This window comes from Candidatus Pelagibacter sp. PS_40 (assembly GCF_059417765.1).
Window position 1 is genome coordinate 882,580 of the sequence record NZ_CM182064.1, and the last position, 16,114, is coordinate 898,693.

Here is a 16,114-nt window from a genome sequence, read left to right on the forward strand (position 1 = left end):
AATATAGTTACTTTATAGTGATATTAGTGAATTAATTAATAAAAAAAGAACCTCTAATTCTCAACAGTTCTCTACTTAAATCTTTATTTTCTTTAAAAGGTTTTCTTCCATGTAGCCAAAAATAATTATTAGCTACAATAGTTGATCCAGGTCCTAATTTAGTGATTACCTTATTCTTACTCTCCTCTAAACCATCTGATAATCTTTGTAAGAAAATTCCTTGATCCATATTTTTTGGCTCAGGGAATTGATCGATATATGAGATATTTGGCTTGCCTTTATCATCGGTCGTGAAAACTGGATGCTCCACTTTATATTCTATATTTTTACTTTTAGGAGATCCCCATACAAATTTTTGCTTTCCAATGGGATCATTAAATAAATCCTCACAATGTTCCCAGTCATCAAGATGCAACATTGCCGTTTCTCCACCCTGCACATTTTGTTCTTCAATTTTGGTCATAAGCAGCCAATCTGTGATCTCTTTGACATATGTCCCGTCTGTATGGAGATCCATATTTGTGTAGGCTTTTCTCAAATACGAGTCACTTTTATCTTCGTGCTTTACGAAAAATCTTGCATAATATTTTCCAGCCATTGCGTCATGGTTTGGATTGCCAATTAAATAAGCAATTGCTGTTGATAGTTTAACTAAAAAAGTATCATTAATTTTTGGACTTATATTTTTTGGTCCTATTATAAAGCAACCTGTGTTTCTGTCTCTAATTATTGAATTAAGTAATTTGCTTAATTTATTAGAAGTTAAATCATCTAAACTTTTGGCAATAGTAAATCTAGTAAATGGTTTGTACTCTAAAGCAGTAATATCAAATTTATTAAATGGAAATATTAATTTATCTAAAATTTCATCTTCAATTCTAATATCAATTATTCTTTTTGAATTTTGATGTTCTGTTATTGTTATTCCAGAGATATTTTCCATTAGAGATAATTACTTAGTAGCGCCATCATGATAGCAGAAATAACAGTAGGATAAACAAAATTTCTTTTAGATATAAAAAATATAAATAAACAAAATAAAACAACAGTTACTCTACTTAAATAACTTGCATCAGACAAAACACCTACAGGAAATATAATTGTTCTTGCTATTAATGCTGCTAGAGTTGAGTAGGCAAGACAGTTAAACCACTTAAATAATTTTGAAGTTTCTTTTATTCCTTGTGAAGAAATTGCACCTAAAAACCTTGAAGAGAAAGTTGCAAGGGACGTGACTAAGATTGCAAGAAATACACTAGTTGACATTTAGTTCTCCTATAAAATAAGCAATTGTTCCACCAACAAGCCCACCCAGTAAAATTGACCACTCTGGAGATAGAAAATAAAAAATTGGTCCTAATACCAGACCTAAAATTACTGCAGCTGTAATTTGAATAGTTTTCATTGCACCTACCATCATGCATAAAAAATAAATTGGATTTAAAATTGCTAAACCCATCATCATATTTTTATCCAAATAATCAGATGCGTAAAAACCTATAAATGTTCCTATTACTGCAGTAGTCCAAGTAGCACAACCAATTCCAATCCAAAAATCTATTCTATGTTTTTTATCAATACTTTTATAATTACTCTTCATTATCAACCATGCAGATACTGCTATAAAATGACATGAAAAGTAATATTTCCATTTTGGTTGGCTTTTATGCATCATTAATGGAAACAAAGAAACAGCCATTGGATAAAGACGAGCATTAACAAACCAAACAGCTAAAAAAATATTTAATAATGACGCTCCAACTAATAACGACTCAGCCATGACTAATGATCCAGGCAAAGCATAAGTAAGCATCGTTGAAAAAATACTTTCTTGAATATTAAATCCTAAATTTTTAAGAAGTGCACCTATAGCGATGAAGCAACATCCTAACGCAAGTGCTGGACTGTCTGGAGCTAAAATAGATTTGAAACCTTTAAAGAAAAATTCTTTATTAATCATTAACCGCCAAGGAATAATCTACCAACATCAGGATTTTTTAATAAATCATCCCCTTTGCCAGCAATAGCAGTTTGTCCTGATACTAAAACATAACCAATATCTGCAAACTCTAATCCTTTTTTTGCATTTTGTTCCACTAGGATAATAGTTTTCTTTTCAGTTTGTTGAAGGTCTCTTAATATTTCAAAAACCATATCTATATATCTTGGCTCTAATCCAATTGAAGGTTCATCAACAAGTAATACAGAAGGTTTCATAACTAGTGCTCTAGAAATTTCTAATAGTCTTCTTTCACCACCAGATAAAACTTTTGCTGGTTGATTTCTTCTATTTCTTAATCTTTCATATTTTTCAAAAATTCTTTCTGCTTCTTGATAAGACTCGTCCGTATTTTCTTTAGCATAACCACCCATTAGTAAATTTTCTTCAACCGTCATATCTGGAAAGACTGAGTTATCTTGTAGGATATATGCTATTCCACATGACCTAAGTTTTTCAGCTGGGGTTAAGTGAGTAATTTCTTTACCGTCAATTTCTATTTGTCCTGAAAAAATGTTTGTAAATCCATAAATAGAATGAAGGATCGTAGATTTACCTGCTCCATTTGGACCAATTAAACATAGCGACTGAGCTTTACTTACACATAAATCAAAATCATGTAGAATTTCCATCTTACCATAACCAGCAGATAATTTTTTTATTGTTACGTGGTTATTGTCTGGAGATAGTTTTTTTAATTCTTCTGGTCCTGGTGCTTTTCCTAATACATCATATTGATTTGACATTATTGTGCTCCCAAGTAAGCGTCTAGCACACGCTTATCATTTTTAATTTCATCTGGAGTTCCGTTTGCCAACATTTGACCATGTGCTAAACAAAAAACTCTTTGTGCTAAATTCATAATTACTTTCATATTGTGCTCTATAACTAACAGGGTAATCCCATAATCTTTATTAACACTAATTAAACGATCTATAATTCCATTAATTAATGTTGGATTAATTCCAGCTGTTGGCTCATCCAACAAGAGCATTTTAGGCTCATTCATTAAGGCCATTGCTAGTTCTAATAATTTTTGCTGACCAAAAGAAAGATCTCCTGCTCTAAGTTTTCTTTTTTGATGAAGTCCTACAAACTTTAATAATGTTTCTGCTTTATCAGTTAAATCTGAAGGTATTTTTTGGAAAACTGTTAAAATCCCATCGTTTTCAGGTTTGTGGCTGATTAGCATATTTTGAATACAGTTTAATTTTCCATAAATTCGAGTTTGCTGAAAAGTTCTAAGTAATCCAAGTTTAGCAATAACGGGTACTGGTAACTCAGATACCTCTCTATCGTTAAATTTAATTGATCCACCATCAATTGGATAAGTTCCAACTATTGAGTTAAATAAAGTAGTTTTTCCAGAACCATTTGGACCAATCAGTCCTACAATTGAACCTTGTTCAACTGACATAGAGATATCTACGTTGGCTTTAACACCGCCAAAAGATTTACTTACATTTGATATATCTAATATGGCCATTATTTTAATTCTACCTGTGCCTTTCGGTCAGCTTCATCAATTACTTCTCCAAATCTTTCAGGATATTTTTCTCTTAACCATCCCATTAATCCTTCAGGAAAATAAACAACGATTACAATAATTAAAACTCCAAGAGCTACATACTGCCAGCCTAAGAAGTAAGTCCAAAAACCTTCTTTAAATAAATGAAATAGAACAGCACCAACTAGTGGTCCCCATAAAGTTCCTTTACCACCAAGAATTGCCATTAACACCATGAACACTCCAAATGTAGGTCCTGCAAATGCGATTTCTGTAGGTTCAATATAGCCATTGATGTGACCCATTAGTCCTCCTGCAATTCCAACAAAGAAAGCTGATACCATCCAACCTATAATTTTATATCTCATAGTATGAATACCCATTGCTTCAGCTTTATCTTCATTGTCTCTAATTGCGTTTAAAACTAATCCAAATCTTGTGCTGTAAGCCCACTTTAAAGTAATAAAAGTTACAACTGCTAAACCAAAACTTAAATAGTACATAAACTGTGATGATGATGCATTCGTTCCAAAACCTTTTGGCCAAACTGGAACTGTCATACCCTGTCCTGCTCCAATAATTTCAATTCCACCAGCAATTTCACCAGCAGCTATTCCTAAAGCTAATGTACAAATTGCAAAGTAGTGTCCTCTTAAACCTAAAATTCCATAACCAATTACTCCAGCAATTATTGTTGGAATAATTCCAGCTAACAATATTCCAACTCCAAATCCTTGAAAAAATTGTGGGATAGTGTGAACAAAAGTTTTTTCTCCCCCTGCATCTGTCCACTCAGCTAGTGAAAAAAACATTGCTATCTGAGTGCTTGAAGCAACATACATTCCAACACCAAAAAATAATATATTACCAAACGTGTTGTAACCCATCTGTCCTCCTTGAACATCCCAAGTCATCGCAAGTACAATTAAAATATAAAGAAACGACATCTGAAGTTTATAAGCTGGGAATATGAATGCTCCAGCCAAACCAAGAATTATTAAACCTGCATATAGAAATGTATTTTTACTCATTATTTCAGATATTCTCTTTTTCTTGATAGTTTAAATCTTCTATAAACAAGGATTAATACGAGTAACGAGAATACAGCTGCTATTCTAAATTCTGTTCCAAGTAGATAATCTGCCCATTCCTCAAATATTCCAAGGCCCATACCAGATATTGCAACAGCTGGTAAATTTCCAAGTCCTGCAATAATTACAATCATGAAAGATCTAACTGTGTAAGGTAGTCCTGTATAAGGGTGCAACGTGAATGTGATTGCAATACATGCTCCTGCTATTCCACATAGTGCTGCATTTATTCCAAAAGTTGCTGCATAAACTTTTTCAGTATCAACACCTAAAATTTTAGCAGCTCTTGCATTTTGAGCAGTTGCTCTAATAGCTCTGCCTAATTTTGATTTTTTCATGTAGATGACAAGAATAATTGCCGATATCACACAAATTGCTCCTGAAAATATCTTAGCATTAGGTAGTGTCACTGAATTATCAAACAACATTGTTGTTCCAAAATTTGATTGAGCAACAACTACATCGGCACCAAATGCAAAGTTCATTAATTGTTGCGCTAAAATACTAATTCCAAAAGTTGCAAGAATTGATGTAAATAAATCTTTGTCTACTACTTTATTAATAACAAGCTTGTACATTCCCCAACCAACACAATACATAATGATTGGTGATACAATTACTCCAAAGGCTGGGTGAATTCCTGATAAATACATGAAGTAAGCGATGTATCCACCCATGATTACTAATTCTCCTTGAGCAATGTTTATTATATTCATTACTCCCCACTGCAGAGCCATTCCATAAGCAATTAATGCAAATAAAATACCAAGTAGTATTCCATCCATTGAAGCTTGGACCATTAGTATTGGGGCTTGGAAAATTAAGAAATCCATAAATTTTATTTTCTATTATTTATAAAAAAATGCCCCCTATTTCTAGGGAGCATTTTACATATTAGGTATTATCTTTTTGACCAAGATGGAATTGGGTGTACCAACTCAGCTGATGCCCATTTTGTAGGAGCAACAACTTTGTTTTCACACTTACTACCATCATCGTTACATGATACTTGGAAAAGTACCATTGGCTTAGATACGTTTTGACCACCTTCAGCAAATTTTATGTTTCCATAAAAAGTTTGCATATCAGTTGCAGCTAAAGCATCTCTAACTTTTTTAGTATCAAATGATTGTGCTCTTTCGAACGCATCTTTAAAAACTAATAAAGCAGCAGAAGATTCAGCAGCTTGGTATGGCGGTGCATATCCGAAAGCTTTAGTAAAGTCTGCATCATACGTCATACCATCTTTAAAGAAGTTATCCGTATAAGATAGAGACTTATGCCATTGAGAAGCACAAAGCGCGTACTCAGAAGCTTTACCATGTTGCTTAGATAATTTAGCAGCATCACAGTGAGTCATTGCTAACATTTTCACATCAACTTTCATCTCTGAGATTTGTCTAACAGCTGTCAAAGCACCTTTAGTATGACCTGAAACTACAAGAACGTCCGGATTAGTAGCTTTTACTTTAGATAAAGTAGCAGCCATATCGTTAAGCTCTTTTGGTAACTTGTCATCTATAATGATTTTAGAACCTGTTCTTTTAGCAGCATCAAGAATACCTAATCTCACATCTTGAGAAAAAGCGTCTTGTTCAAATGCCATTGCAATCTTAACTGGTTTTCCACCATTTTTTTCAACTGCAAGATCAATTGCTACATCAAGATATAAGTTCGCTGGAGCTAGTACTGCAAATAAATATTTATAACCCTTAGTGAATAACGATCTAGACGCACCGTTTGCTTCAACCATAGGAACTTGGTATTTTTCAGTTACAGGAGCCATAGCTTTAGTCAAGCCTGAGCTATAAGGTCCAAGCATATATTGAACACCATCTTGTTGAATTAATCTTTCTGCAAGTTGTGCTGCTCTTCCAGAGTTTGATTCATCATCGTAATAAATGATTTCAAACTTGTAAGTTTTTCCACCAACTTTAATACCACCCATGTCATTTATTCTGTCAACTGCTAAGTTATAGCCGTTTTGAGTATGAACACCATTTGACGAGTATTTTCCAGTCAATGAAATAGCTGCACCTAAAATAATTTTATCCCCAACAACCTTCGCGAAAGATATTGTTGAAGCTGAAATTAAAAGAGCAATTGCAGAAACTAAAGTAATAATTATATTTCTGATTTTCATTTTTATTTCCCTCTATTAGTTTTTTAAATTTAAATAAATATTTAACCCTTAAATGTAATTACACGCAAGTCCTTAAGACAAAAGTGTGACCTAATAGTTTTGAATAAATGCTATGATTAAAGCGATTAATATCAATACACACGCTGAAATTGTATTAATAACTTTTGGGTTTGCTTTTATCCAAACAATTAATTTTCTAGCAAGAACAGCATAAGCAATTAAAGATAAAAAATCTAAAACTGCATATGTTGTAATTAAAATTAAAAATTGGACAATATAATTTGAATTAAAATCTATAAACTGTGGAAATATTAAAGGAAAAAACATCCAAGCTTTTGGACTTGTTCCTGCAACTAAAAAACCATCTTTAAAAAAAGAAAAAAAGCTTTTTGACGAAATATTATTTGAATTTATATCTTTTGGTCTTGAATTATAAATATCATAAGCGAGATAAAGTAAGTAAGCTATACCAATCCACTTAAAAGTATTTAGAAAGTTTGGATTATCAACAAAAAAAGATCCTAAAACAAAAATTACTAATGTTGCTTGAATAATATTTGCTGTAACATCTCCAAGAGCTGTCCAGATACATTTTTGAACTCCATAATTCATGGAATATGAAATGATTACAATTCTAGGTGTACCAGGAGTGATAAATAAAAATAAAATAATCTGTAAAAAAAGAAAATAATTTAAGGGAAGCATTTTGTTGTTTGGATAGTCCAAAAAAACCGGGAGCTAAAGATGGCTAAGATGGACTATCTAAGTTTGAAGATACCATGACCTTAAATAAAATGCATTAATCAATTTTTTTAAATATAATGAAAATAAAGGATTTATGAAAAAAAAAGGTCACACCCCTATAACTAGAGTTAAAAATCCAGAACCCCATATATCAGATCCTGACTGGATCATCTGGGCTGCTTGGGCTGACCGGATTACCTTTGAAGAAATAGAGCAAAAAACTGGAAAGACAGAAGGTGAAGTAATCAAGATTATGAGGCGTTCTATAAAGCCTGTTTCTTTTAGATTGTGGAGAAAAAGAGTTAATCAAAAAAGTATTAAACATAGAAAAAAATTTGAATACTCTAGAAAAGAAATTACTAGTAAAATTAAAAAGAATGATTATTTATAAGATATGAAAAATGTAACTATTTATACAGGTCCACTTTGTAATTTTTGTGATGCAGCAAAAAGATTATTAGCTAGAAACAACGTTGAATATAAAGAAATTAATATTGCAACAGTAGATGGAGCAATGGATGAAATGATTACTAAAGCTAATGGAAAAAGAACTATTCCACAAATCTTTTTTGATGATAATCATATTGGTGGTTACGATGATGTTAGAGCTCTTGAAAAAGAAAATAAATTACTAGAACTTTTAAAATAAACTAGTTTTTAGGTTTAAAAGTCAGACAAACACCATTATTACAATATCTTTTACCAGTTGGTTTAGGCCCATCTTCAAAGATATGACCATGATGTCCGCCACATTTTTTGCAATGATATTCTACCCGCTCATAACCTAATAGAGTATCTGTTTTAGTTTCAAATGCATCCGGTAACGATTGATAAAATGAAGGCCAACCTGAACCACTTTCATATTTGGCATTTGAGTCAAATAATTTTTCACCACAATTAGCACAATGATAGCTTCCTTCTCTCTTCTCGTGATTTAATTCACTCGTACCAGGCGCTTCTGTACCATCTTCAAATAAAATTAATTTTTGTTCAGCTGTAAGGTCTTTGTTAATTTTTTTTGTCATGGTTTATTCTAATACTCTTAAGGGTTTACCTGCAACACATGCCTCTAATCCTTCAATCATCTGTGTATAAAATATACTATAATTTTCTGCTGTTACATAGCCAACATGTGGCATTAATAATGCATTTGGTAAAAATCTTAGTTTGTTACCTTCTGGCAGAGGTTCTTTTTCATAAACATCAAGTCCTGCTCCAGCAATAACATTGGTTGATAATGCTATAATTAAATCATCTTCATTAATAATTGATCCTCTAGATGTATTAATTAAAAAAGCAGTTTTTTTCATTGAGTCTAACTCTTTTAGTTTTATTAACTCTTTATATCTTTCTCCACCTTGTACATGGATCGATAAAAAATCAGAATTTTGAAATAGATCTTCTTTACTACATGGAAGAACACCAAGTTCTTTACACGTATCCAAGTTTAAATTTTCGCTCCAAGCCATAACTTCCATGCCAAAAGCTTTAGCAATTTTAGCAACTTGTGAACCAACTCTTCCAAGTCCAACTAACCCCAAAATCTTTCCTTTAAGCTCAAATCCAATAGTGGTTTGCCAGTAACCTTGGTACATATTGTCAATTTCTTCTTTAAAATTTCTAGCTAATCCTAAAATTAAACCCCAAGTTAATTCTGTTGTGCCTGCAAAATCAATGTCAGTACCACACACTGTAATTTTTCTCTTTTTTGCAGCAGCTAAGTCTATTGCTTTATTTCTTGAACCACTGGTAATGATATATTTAAGGTCGTTTAAATTATCGATTAAATTTTTAGTAATAGGAGTTCGCTCTCTCATTATCAATAATGCTTCAAAGTCTGATAATTGCTCTATGGCATCTGCTTCATCTTCAAAGGGTTCACTGAATATTTTAAATTCATATTTGCCAGATAATTTTTTTAAATCAACAAATTCGTGAGACACGTTTTGGTAATCATCTAAGATAGCAACTTTAAGCATTTTTAATCTTTCTATTTGATAAAAGAATTCCTGTTAAAATAAATATTGCGCCCAACATATGATAAAACATAAATTTTTCATTAAAAATAATCATTGCCATAATTGCACTTAAAATAGGCATCATATGTAAAAAAACACCTGCTCTGTTAGCACCAATTAAAGCAACTCCCTTTATCCAAAAAATAAAAGAAGCAAGACCTGGAAATAGAACTACATAAAATAAAATCATGTAAAAGTTTTGATTTAAAACAATTCTAAAGCCCATTTGATACTCTATAAAGTAAATTGGTATTAAAAAAATAAAGCCAAATGAAATTACTACTTCTAGTAAACCTAGTTGAGATAGTTCGTGTTTTTTTTTCTTTAAAAGAGCTGAATAAGTAGCCCAAGAAAGCATTCCAAAAACCATAGTGATGTCACCCTTGTTAAAGTCTAAATTCATTAATATTCCAAGATTTGCTTTGGTTATAATTAAAACAACTCCAATAAAAGAACATGTAACGCCCATTATTTGAAAAGTATTAGTTTTTTCAATTTTTAAAATTGAAGAAATGAAAATGATCATCACTGGTATTGTTGATATCATCAACACTCCACTGATTACTTGCGTAAAGTTTAAAGAATAATAGACAATTGAATTAAAGATAGTGACGCTCGTTATTCCAAGAATTGTGTAATATTTATAATTTTCTAAAATATAACTTCTTTTGTTAAATAGTTCTTGAATTGTAAAAGGAGCTAAGATCAACCAAGCAAAAAGCCATCTATAAAAATTTAATGAAAATGGAGGTACTTGATATTGACTAGCAAATTTTCCAACTAAAAAATTTCCTGACCAAAATAAAGCTGCTAAAAATAAAAAAATATAAGCAACATTATTTTTATTTATCACTTAGCTAAACCTAAGAGAGCTGTATGGCTTTAAATCTAAGTTTGTATTTTCTTCAGCAATCATTCCAGAAATTATTTTCCCTGAAATAGGTCCTAATGTCCATCCTAAATGATGATGACCAAAGCAATAAAAAACATTTTTATATTTTTTTGAAGGTCCTATTACAGGCAAGTAGTCAGGTAATGTAGGTCTAAAACCAAGCCACTCATCTTCATGTTCGGGTAAATCACCCATCATGTATTTTGCATTATTAATTAAATTTTTAACTCTTGATTTTGATAATGGGTTGTCTAGTCCACCAAATTCAACCGTACCTACAACTCTAAGTCCCTGTTCCATGGGTGTAATACCAAATCCTCTATTTTGGAAAATTACGGGTCTACTTAAAAGATGATCGCAATTTTTAAAATGCACATGATACCCTCTTTCAGTATCAAGAGGTATTTTTTCATCTAAATTATCTGTTAATTTTTTTGAAAATGAACCGCAGGCAATAACAATTTTATCAAATAGAAAACTTTGCGTTTCAGCTTTTATAACTGGCTTTTCATCATTAAAATTTATGTCTTTAATATTCATTTTTAAAAACTTACCCCCCTTTTTCAAAAACAGATCATAGAGTTTTAAAAGAATTTTCTTAGGGTTTCTCGCATGTCTGCCATATTGATAATAAACACCTCCATGATAGATAGGTTTTATATTCGGTTCTAAGTCATGAATTTCTTTTGGAGTAATTACTTGTTGATCAACCCCCAGTTCATTTCTAACTTTAATCTCTAGTTCTCTACTTTTTAAACTTTGATCGTTCCAAATATATAAAATACCTTTTTTTTCAACCAATCCTCCAAGCTCTACTTCATCAAATAATTCATCATAAGCAGGTAATGCTAAATCTAAAATTTGATGCATGTTTTTAGCAGTATGCATCATTCTTTTTGTAGTACAGTTTCTTATAAATTGTAAAAACCAAGGCATCATTTTTGGAACATAGTTCCATTTTAAAGCAAGTGGACCTGTAGAACTTAAAAGCATTGCAGGGACATCAGTTAATACATCAGGTCTGTTTATAGGAACAGATGCATATGGAGAAAAGTGACCTGCATTACCGTAGGATGCAGCAGGACTTCCCGGTTCATCTCTATCAAAAATTGTTACACTAAAACCTTTTTTTTGTAAAAATAAAGCATTCGAAATACCTTGTATACCAGCACCAACAATTCCAATTTTTAAATTTTTTTCCATGACACTTTATATAATTCTTAAAATTAAATATTCTCGCGACAAATTAGACAAGTAAAACATTAAAATACTTACGCTATTAGCTGTTTATGATTAATTTTAGCACTCATAACAATTGCAAATCCAATCATGGTTGCAAGCATTGAAGACCCTCCATATGACATAATTGGCAGGGGAGATCCAACGATAGGCAGTAAACCTAAAACCATTGACATATTTACTGTTACATAAAAAAATATTGCAGACCCATAGCCGTAGCAAAAAAGTTTAGCGAAATAACTCCTCGAGATTGCACCAATTCTTAATACTCTATAAATAATGATTATATAAATTAACAATAAAATTAGGGAACCTAAAAAACCATGTTCCTCAGCAAATAAAGTGAAAATGAAATCTGTATGTTTTTCCGGTAAAAATTCTAAATAACTTTGAGTGCCTTTTAAAAAACCTTTGCCAGTTAAACCTCCTGATCCAACTGCTATTTTAGATTGAATAATTTGGTAACCTGCACCTAGAGGATCCCTATCTGGATTAAGAAAAGTCAAAATTCTAAGCTTTTGATAAGGCTGTAAAAAAGCAATAGCAAAAGGCATTGAAATTAATAAAGCTATAAAAGAATAAACAAAATATTTAATATTAATTCCTGCAAGCCAAATGACAACTAATCCACTTAAAGCAATTAAAATTGAAGTTCCCAAATCAGGTTGAGTAATAACAAGCATGATTGGTAAAATTAAAATTACCAAAGCAACAAACATAACTTGAAAACTATTAACTTTATTCAATTGTATACGGTGATAATATTTAGCAAGGCATACTATTATTGCAATTTTCATTAATTCAGATGGCTGTAAATTAATAAAATATAAATTGATCCATCTTTGTGATCCTGAAGCTTTAATGCCATACAAGGAAGCCCAGACTAGAAAAAATAAAACTACAATATAAAAAAAGTAAGCAAAGTAATGCCAAAATTTAATATTAAAAAATGACATAAAAATCATCATTGTGAAAAAAATTAAAAATTTTGAAATATGACTTTTGCTATGAAATAAGATTTGCCCCCCATCGGTTGAGTACATGGACAAAGCACTAATTAACCCAAGCAATAAAATACAAATTAATAAAATGTAATCAAAATTTCTTAATTTTTGAAAAAAAGTGGGTTGTGTATTAAATGAATTGTATTGCATTTATATTTTTAAATCATTTTGTTTAGTTTGTTTCTCTCTTAGCTCATGTCTATCTATAATTAATTTAAACAGTTTTTTTGCAATCGGTGCAGCAGCTGAACTACCTGATCCACCATGCTCTATAACAATACTTAATGCGTATCTTGGATTCTTATATGGACCAAACGCTATATATAAAGCGTGATCCCTCTCATTATATGGAATTTCAGAGGTACTTAAATCAAGTTCTCTTGCAGCTTCAGTTATTCTTTTAACTTGTGATGTTCCTGTCTTTCCAGCAAATTGGTATTTGGGATCTTCGATACGTGAATTGTAAGAAGTCCCTCTGACTTCATTTGTAGATGCAAATATCGCTTCACAAACTAAGTTTATATTTTTAGAACTTTTAAATAAAGTTTCATGTTCCTTTTTATCTAAAAACCCTAAAAGTTCTTCTGTTGTATCTTTTAATCCACTGTCTTTTTTATTTAATTGTCTTCTATTTTCATTCATTATGAATCTAATTTCATCTACAGTTTTACTATCCTCTTCTACTATTATTTTTGGATAAATCTTAAATCCTCCATTTGCAAGCTGAGCTGTCATTTGACATAATTGTAGAGGTGTTGTTTGAGTATAGCCTTGTCCAATACCTGTGATTAATGTTTCACCTATAACCCAACCTTTTCCTAAATTATTTTTTTTCCATTTGGTGTCAGGAATTAACCCTTTTTTCTCAATACTAAATGTTTCATTTAAAACTTTTTCACCAAGGCCAAATTTTATAGATGTTTCTTTTAATCGATCTACACCAAGTTTTCTCGCAATCTCATAAAAATATGTATCACAAGACTGCTTCATTGCGTCCTTTAAATCTACAATGCCATGTCCTCTTTTTTTCCAGCAATGATAAGTTTGTCCATACATTTCAATTTTTCCTGTACAGTTAACTTTGAAATTTTCATCAATAATTTTATTTTCTAGTGCTGATAAAGCTACCATTGGTTTGAATGTTGAGCCTGGTGAATACAAACCAGATAAAGTTTTATTAACTAATGGTTTTAATGGATTGTTTCTAATTAACTGCCAGTCATCTTGATTAATTCCAAAAAGAAATAAATTAGGGTCAAATGATGGTGATGACTGCATAGCAACTATTTCACCCGTATAAATATCCATTACACTTATTGAGCCAGCTACACCTTTTAAAAGCTCATTACAAAACTTTTGAATTTCTGTATCTACTGTCAGTTTAATTGTTTTGCCATTTAATCCATCGGTATGATCAAGTTGGCTAATTCTTTTTCCATAGGCATTAACTTCATACCTTTGGATACCATTCGTACCAATTAATTCATCTTCAAAAGTTTTTTCTAAACCATTTTTTCCCACTTTGAGACCTGGTACATGTGTACTTCTTATAATTTCATTATTTAGAATATCTTTTTCACTCGCTTCACTAACATAGCCCAAGACATGTGTATAACTTTCACTAAAGGGATAGTTTCGTGATACAGATAGAACTGGTTTGGCTCCTACTAAATCGTGCAAGTAATAATTGACTTTTGTAAACTGCTCCCATGTTAAATTTTTAGAAATGATTATAGTTTCCCAAGGTTTTTGTTTATTTTTTTGGTCTATTATTTTTTTAAAATCATTATTACTAATATTTAAAATTTCTTTTAACCTTACCATCAAATATTTAAAATCTTCTACTTCTTCAGGAGTAACATGAAGTTGATATACTTTTAAATTACCGGCAATAACATTTTCAAAATAATCTAAAAACTCACCTCTAATTGGAGGTAATTTCCATTCACGTAATCTATTTTTGTCAGATAGAGTTAAATATTTTTTATTCTCTGTAATTTGTAATGAAAATAATCGAGCTATTATTCCAGTAAATACAATAATCTTAGCAGCACCAATAATAAACATTCTTCTATTAATGGTTTGAACTTTTTTTACACCAAAATCTTCACCCAGCATTATTATTTCTCACTACATAATTTTCAAAAAAATTAAATAAATTTGAAAATAAAAAATAAAACAAAAAAGTGAATACCATATTTATTATTTGGTCAAAATAATTTAACTCATAATTAAAAATAAATTTTAAAGATAAAAACAATAATGAATTTATAATTAAAATTGTTAAAAGAAAAAATATACCATCTTTTAGTAAACTTGGTCTTAAAGTGATATTTCTAAGATAGGATGCTGCTACACAAAGTATTAGATACATTAAGCTGCTTAATCCAATTGGAGTTCCTATCACAACATCGTTAAACAAACCTGCAATAAAAATATAAGTATATCCTAAACTTTCAGTTTTTTTTAGACTGTAGTAAAAAATTAAAATATATGAAAAATTAAATGAAAAATATTTTAAACCTGAATAATTAAAATCATAATCATTTAAAACAGATACAAAAAGTAAAATTACGGGTACTTTTAATAATATTATTCTAATAAAATTTTTATTTCTTAACCCTGTCATTTGTTCTCACTTTTTTTAAATGAAACAACTTTTACAAATTTTAATTGAGAAAAATCTGAAAAAAAATCTACTTTTTTTTCATCACTCAAGTTATTAATATTCATTCTTCCTATAGGTATTCCAGCCTTGAATAAGCTGCCTGCTCCAGAAGTGTAAATAACAGACTCATTTTTGATATCCTCATATTTTTTGCTATACTGAATTACCCCATAATCTTTACCCATCCCTGAAAGTATAGAAATTACTGTGTTCGGTTCTACTATGACTGGAATTTTACTATTCAAATCTGAAAGTAATAATACCCTAGATGATGAATAGTTAACCTCAACAATTTTTCCAACAAGATATTCACCATCTATTACAACCATTCCAAGGTTTACTTTATGTTTACTGCCTTTGTTAATGATGATTGATCTTAAGTAAGGACTACTTTTATCACTTAAAACTTTAGCAATTATAGTGTCTGATTTAACCAAATGATCATCAACAATATTTTTTAATCTTTGGTTTTCTGAAATTATAAATTCATTTAATAAATCTTTGGCTTTTAAAATCTCTAGTTCAGACTTAATTTTTTCATTTTCCTTATAAAGTTTTTTATGATTTTGGATTGCAAGATAACTATCTTTTAATAAATTTTCTGGCACAGAAACTATAAAAGACGATCTATAAACTACTTCCTTAATGCCTGCTTTTACATAGTTTATAATTTTAAAGTTAAAACTGCCCAAAATTAAAAAAACTATAGAAAAAAATATTAAACTTAATAATGAGAATCTTTGCTGTGTTCCTTTTTTTAAAAAAGCAGATCTTAATGCAATTACAAAATCATCTCTGCTTGGTTCCAT

19 protein-coding genes are annotated in these 16,114 nt (G+C 30.6%); 2 read left to right on the forward strand and 17 right to left on the reverse strand.

Annotated elements, in window-relative coordinates; all coding sequences use genetic code 11:
* Positions 1-31: 31 nt before the first annotated feature.
* From glaH to AC5SLW_RS04780, 9 genes are all read right to left on the reverse strand, one after another.
* Positions 32-943 carry a glutarate dioxygenase GlaH gene (glaH, locus tag AC5SLW_RS04740; RefSeq protein ID WP_020169636.1) on the reverse strand — a complete coding sequence of 304 codons (912 nt, stop codon included), beginning with the start codon at positions 941-943 and terminating at the stop codon, positions 32-34.
* Positions 943-1,266 (reverse strand): AzlD domain-containing protein, encoded by a 324-nt coding sequence (locus AC5SLW_RS04745; RefSeq protein WP_006997929.1) that lies wholly within the window; start codon positions 1,264-1,266, stop codon positions 943-945. Before AC5SLW_RS04745 ends, glaH begins: the two co-directional genes overlap by 1 nt.
* Positions 1,256-1,960 carry an AzlC family ABC transporter permease gene (locus tag AC5SLW_RS04750; RefSeq protein ID WP_006997928.1) on the reverse strand — a complete coding sequence of 235 codons (705 nt, stop codon included), beginning with the start codon at positions 1,958-1,960 and terminating at the stop codon, positions 1,256-1,258. The genes AC5SLW_RS04745 and AC5SLW_RS04750 overlap by 11 nt, the downstream gene beginning before the upstream one ends.
* Positions 1,960-2,745, reverse strand: coding sequence for an ABC transporter ATP-binding protein (locus AC5SLW_RS04755; RefSeq protein ID WP_020169637.1), 786 nt, complete (start codon positions 2,743-2,745; stop codon positions 1,960-1,962). The genes AC5SLW_RS04750 and AC5SLW_RS04755 overlap by 1 nt, the downstream gene beginning before the upstream one ends.
* Positions 2,745-3,485, reverse strand: a complete 741-nt coding sequence (locus tag AC5SLW_RS04760; RefSeq protein ID WP_006997926.1) for an ABC transporter ATP-binding protein — start codon at positions 3,483-3,485, stop codon at positions 2,745-2,747. Before AC5SLW_RS04760 ends, AC5SLW_RS04755 begins: the two co-directional genes overlap by 1 nt.
* Entirely contained in the window at positions 3,485-4,537 is a 1,053-nt protein-coding gene (locus AC5SLW_RS04765; protein ID WP_006997925.1) for a branched-chain amino acid ABC transporter permease, read from the reverse strand. The genes AC5SLW_RS04760 and AC5SLW_RS04765 overlap by 1 nt, the downstream gene beginning before the upstream one ends.
* Complete coding sequence (locus tag AC5SLW_RS04770; RefSeq protein ID WP_006997924.1) at positions 4,537-5,430, reverse strand: branched-chain amino acid ABC transporter permease; 894 nt, start codon at positions 5,428-5,430, stop codon at positions 4,537-4,539. The genes AC5SLW_RS04765 and AC5SLW_RS04770 overlap by 1 nt, the downstream gene beginning before the upstream one ends.
* A 68-nt stretch (positions 5,431-5,498) precedes the next feature.
* Complete coding sequence (locus tag AC5SLW_RS04775; RefSeq protein ID WP_006997923.1) at positions 5,499-6,740, reverse strand: amino acid ABC transporter substrate-binding protein; 1,242 nt, start codon at positions 6,738-6,740, stop codon at positions 5,499-5,501.
* A 90-nt stretch (positions 6,741-6,830) separates the two neighbouring features.
* Positions 6,831-7,445, reverse strand: coding sequence for a LysE family translocator (locus tag AC5SLW_RS04780; protein WP_494574759.1), 615 nt, complete (start codon positions 7,443-7,445; stop codon positions 6,831-6,833).
* A gap of 133 nt (positions 7,446-7,578) precedes the next feature.
* Between AC5SLW_RS04780 and AC5SLW_RS04785 the strand changes: the two genes are divergently transcribed.
* Together AC5SLW_RS04785 and grxC are read left to right on the forward strand one after the other, a co-directional pair.
* Positions 7,579-7,875 (forward strand): TIGR03643 family protein, encoded by a 297-nt coding sequence (locus tag AC5SLW_RS04785; RefSeq protein ID WP_271486317.1) that lies wholly within the window; start codon positions 7,579-7,581, stop codon positions 7,873-7,875.
* Positions 7,876-7,878: 3 nt separating this feature from the next.
* Positions 7,879-8,133: a glutaredoxin 3 gene (gene grxC, locus AC5SLW_RS04790; RefSeq protein ID WP_006997920.1), complete on the forward strand. Its 255-nt coding sequence runs from the start codon at positions 7,879-7,881 to the stop codon at positions 8,131-8,133.
* Position 8,134: 1 nt separating this feature from the next.
* On the opposite strand, the gene msrB is transcribed toward grxC, so the two are convergent.
* From msrB to mreC, 8 genes are all read right to left on the reverse strand, one after another.
* Entirely contained in the window at positions 8,135-8,509 is a 375-nt protein-coding gene (msrB, locus tag AC5SLW_RS04795; RefSeq protein ID WP_271479639.1) for a peptide-methionine (R)-S-oxide reductase MsrB, read from the reverse strand.
* Between the two features lie 3 nt (positions 8,510-8,512).
* On the reverse strand, positions 8,513-9,463 hold the full coding sequence (locus tag AC5SLW_RS04800; RefSeq protein WP_020169650.1) for a D-2-hydroxyacid dehydrogenase family protein: 951 nt from the start codon (positions 9,461-9,463) through the stop codon (positions 8,513-8,515).
* Complete coding sequence (locus tag AC5SLW_RS04805; RefSeq protein WP_006997917.1) at positions 9,456-10,355, reverse strand: DMT family transporter; 900 nt, start codon at positions 10,353-10,355, stop codon at positions 9,456-9,458. Before AC5SLW_RS04805 ends, AC5SLW_RS04800 begins: the two co-directional genes overlap by 8 nt.
* Positions 10,356-11,597 carry an NAD(P)/FAD-dependent oxidoreductase gene (locus AC5SLW_RS04810; RefSeq protein WP_006997916.1) on the reverse strand — a complete coding sequence of 414 codons (1,242 nt, stop codon included), beginning with the start codon at positions 11,595-11,597 and terminating at the stop codon, positions 10,356-10,358.
* 68 nt (positions 11,598-11,665) lie between these two features.
* The gene (gene rodA, locus AC5SLW_RS04815) at positions 11,666-12,787 is read right to left on the reverse strand and encodes a rod shape-determining protein RodA (RefSeq protein ID WP_494574763.1); all 1,122 of its coding nucleotides are present in this window, start codon (positions 12,785-12,787) and stop codon (positions 11,666-11,668) included.
* Positions 12,788-14,755 (reverse strand): penicillin-binding protein 2, encoded by a 1,968-nt coding sequence (mrdA, locus tag AC5SLW_RS04820; RefSeq protein ID WP_494574765.1) that lies wholly within the window; start codon positions 14,753-14,755, stop codon positions 12,788-12,790.
* On the reverse strand, positions 14,745-15,266 hold the full coding sequence (locus AC5SLW_RS04825; RefSeq protein WP_011282344.1) for a hypothetical protein: 522 nt from the start codon (positions 15,264-15,266) through the stop codon (positions 14,745-14,747). The genes mrdA and AC5SLW_RS04825 overlap by 11 nt, the downstream gene beginning before the upstream one ends.
* On the reverse strand, positions 15,263-16,114 hold the full coding sequence (gene mreC / locus AC5SLW_RS04830) for a rod shape-determining protein MreC (RefSeq protein WP_494574767.1): 852 nt from the start codon (positions 16,112-16,114) through the stop codon (positions 15,263-15,265). The genes AC5SLW_RS04825 and mreC overlap by 4 nt, the downstream gene beginning before the upstream one ends.

Bases quoted from the DNA above. Each gene is read 5' to 3' on its own strand.
- glaH (WP_020169636.1), bottom strand. From the start codon at position 943: ATGGAAAATATCTCTGGAATAACAATAACAGAACATCAAAATTCAAAA.
- AC5SLW_RS04745 (WP_006997929.1), bottom strand. From the start codon at position 1,266: ATGTCAACTAGTGTATTTCTTGCAATCTTAGTCACGTCCCTTGCAACT.
- AC5SLW_RS04750 (WP_006997928.1), bottom strand. From the start codon at position 1,960: ATGATTAATAAAGAATTTTTCTTTAAAGGTTTCAAATCTATTTTAGCT.
- AC5SLW_RS04755 (WP_020169637.1), bottom strand. From the start codon at position 2,745: ATGTCAAATCAATATGATGTATTAGGAAAAGCACCAGGACCAGAAGAA.
- AC5SLW_RS04760 (WP_006997926.1), bottom strand. From the start codon at position 3,485: ATGGCCATATTAGATATATCAAATGTAAGTAAATCTTTTGGCGGTGTT.
- AC5SLW_RS04765 (WP_006997925.1), bottom strand. From the start codon at position 4,537: ATGAGTAAAAATACATTTCTATATGCAGGTTTAATAATTCTTGGTTTG.
- AC5SLW_RS04770 (WP_006997924.1), bottom strand. From the start codon at position 5,430: ATGGATTTCTTAATTTTCCAAGCCCCAATACTAATGGTCCAAGCTTCA.
- AC5SLW_RS04775 (WP_006997923.1), bottom strand. From the start codon at position 6,740: ATGAAAATCAGAAATATAATTATTACTTTAGTTTCTGCAATTGCTCTT.
- AC5SLW_RS04780 (WP_494574759.1), bottom strand. From the start codon at position 7,445: ATGCTTCCCTTAAATTATTTTCTTTTTTTACAGATTATTTTATTTTTA.
- AC5SLW_RS04785 (WP_271486317.1), top strand. From the start codon at position 7,579: ATGAAAAAAAAAGGTCACACCCCTATAACTAGAGTTAAAAATCCAGAA.
- grxC (WP_006997920.1), top strand. From the start codon at position 7,879: ATGAAAAATGTAACTATTTATACAGGTCCACTTTGTAATTTTTGTGAT.
- msrB (WP_271479639.1), bottom strand. From the start codon at position 8,509: ATGACAAAAAAAATTAACAAAGACCTTACAGCTGAACAAAAATTAATT.
- AC5SLW_RS04800 (WP_020169650.1), bottom strand. From the start codon at position 9,463: ATGCTTAAAGTTGCTATCTTAGATGATTACCAAAACGTGTCTCACGAA.
- AC5SLW_RS04810 (WP_006997916.1), bottom strand. From the start codon at position 11,597: ATGGAAAAAAATTTAAAAATTGGAATTGTTGGTGCTGGTATACAAGGT.
- rodA (WP_494574763.1), bottom strand. From the start codon at position 12,787: ATGCAATACAATTCATTTAATACACAACCCACTTTTTTTCAAAAATTA.
- mrdA (WP_494574765.1), bottom strand. From the start codon at position 14,755: ATGCTGGGTGAAGATTTTGGTGTAAAAAAAGTTCAAACCATTAATAGA.
- AC5SLW_RS04825 (WP_011282344.1), bottom strand. From the start codon at position 15,266: ATGACAGGGTTAAGAAATAAAAATTTTATTAGAATAATATTATTAAAA.
- mreC (WP_494574767.1), bottom strand. From the start codon at position 16,114: ATGGAACCAAGCAGAGATGATTTTGTAATTGCATTAAGATCTGCTTTT.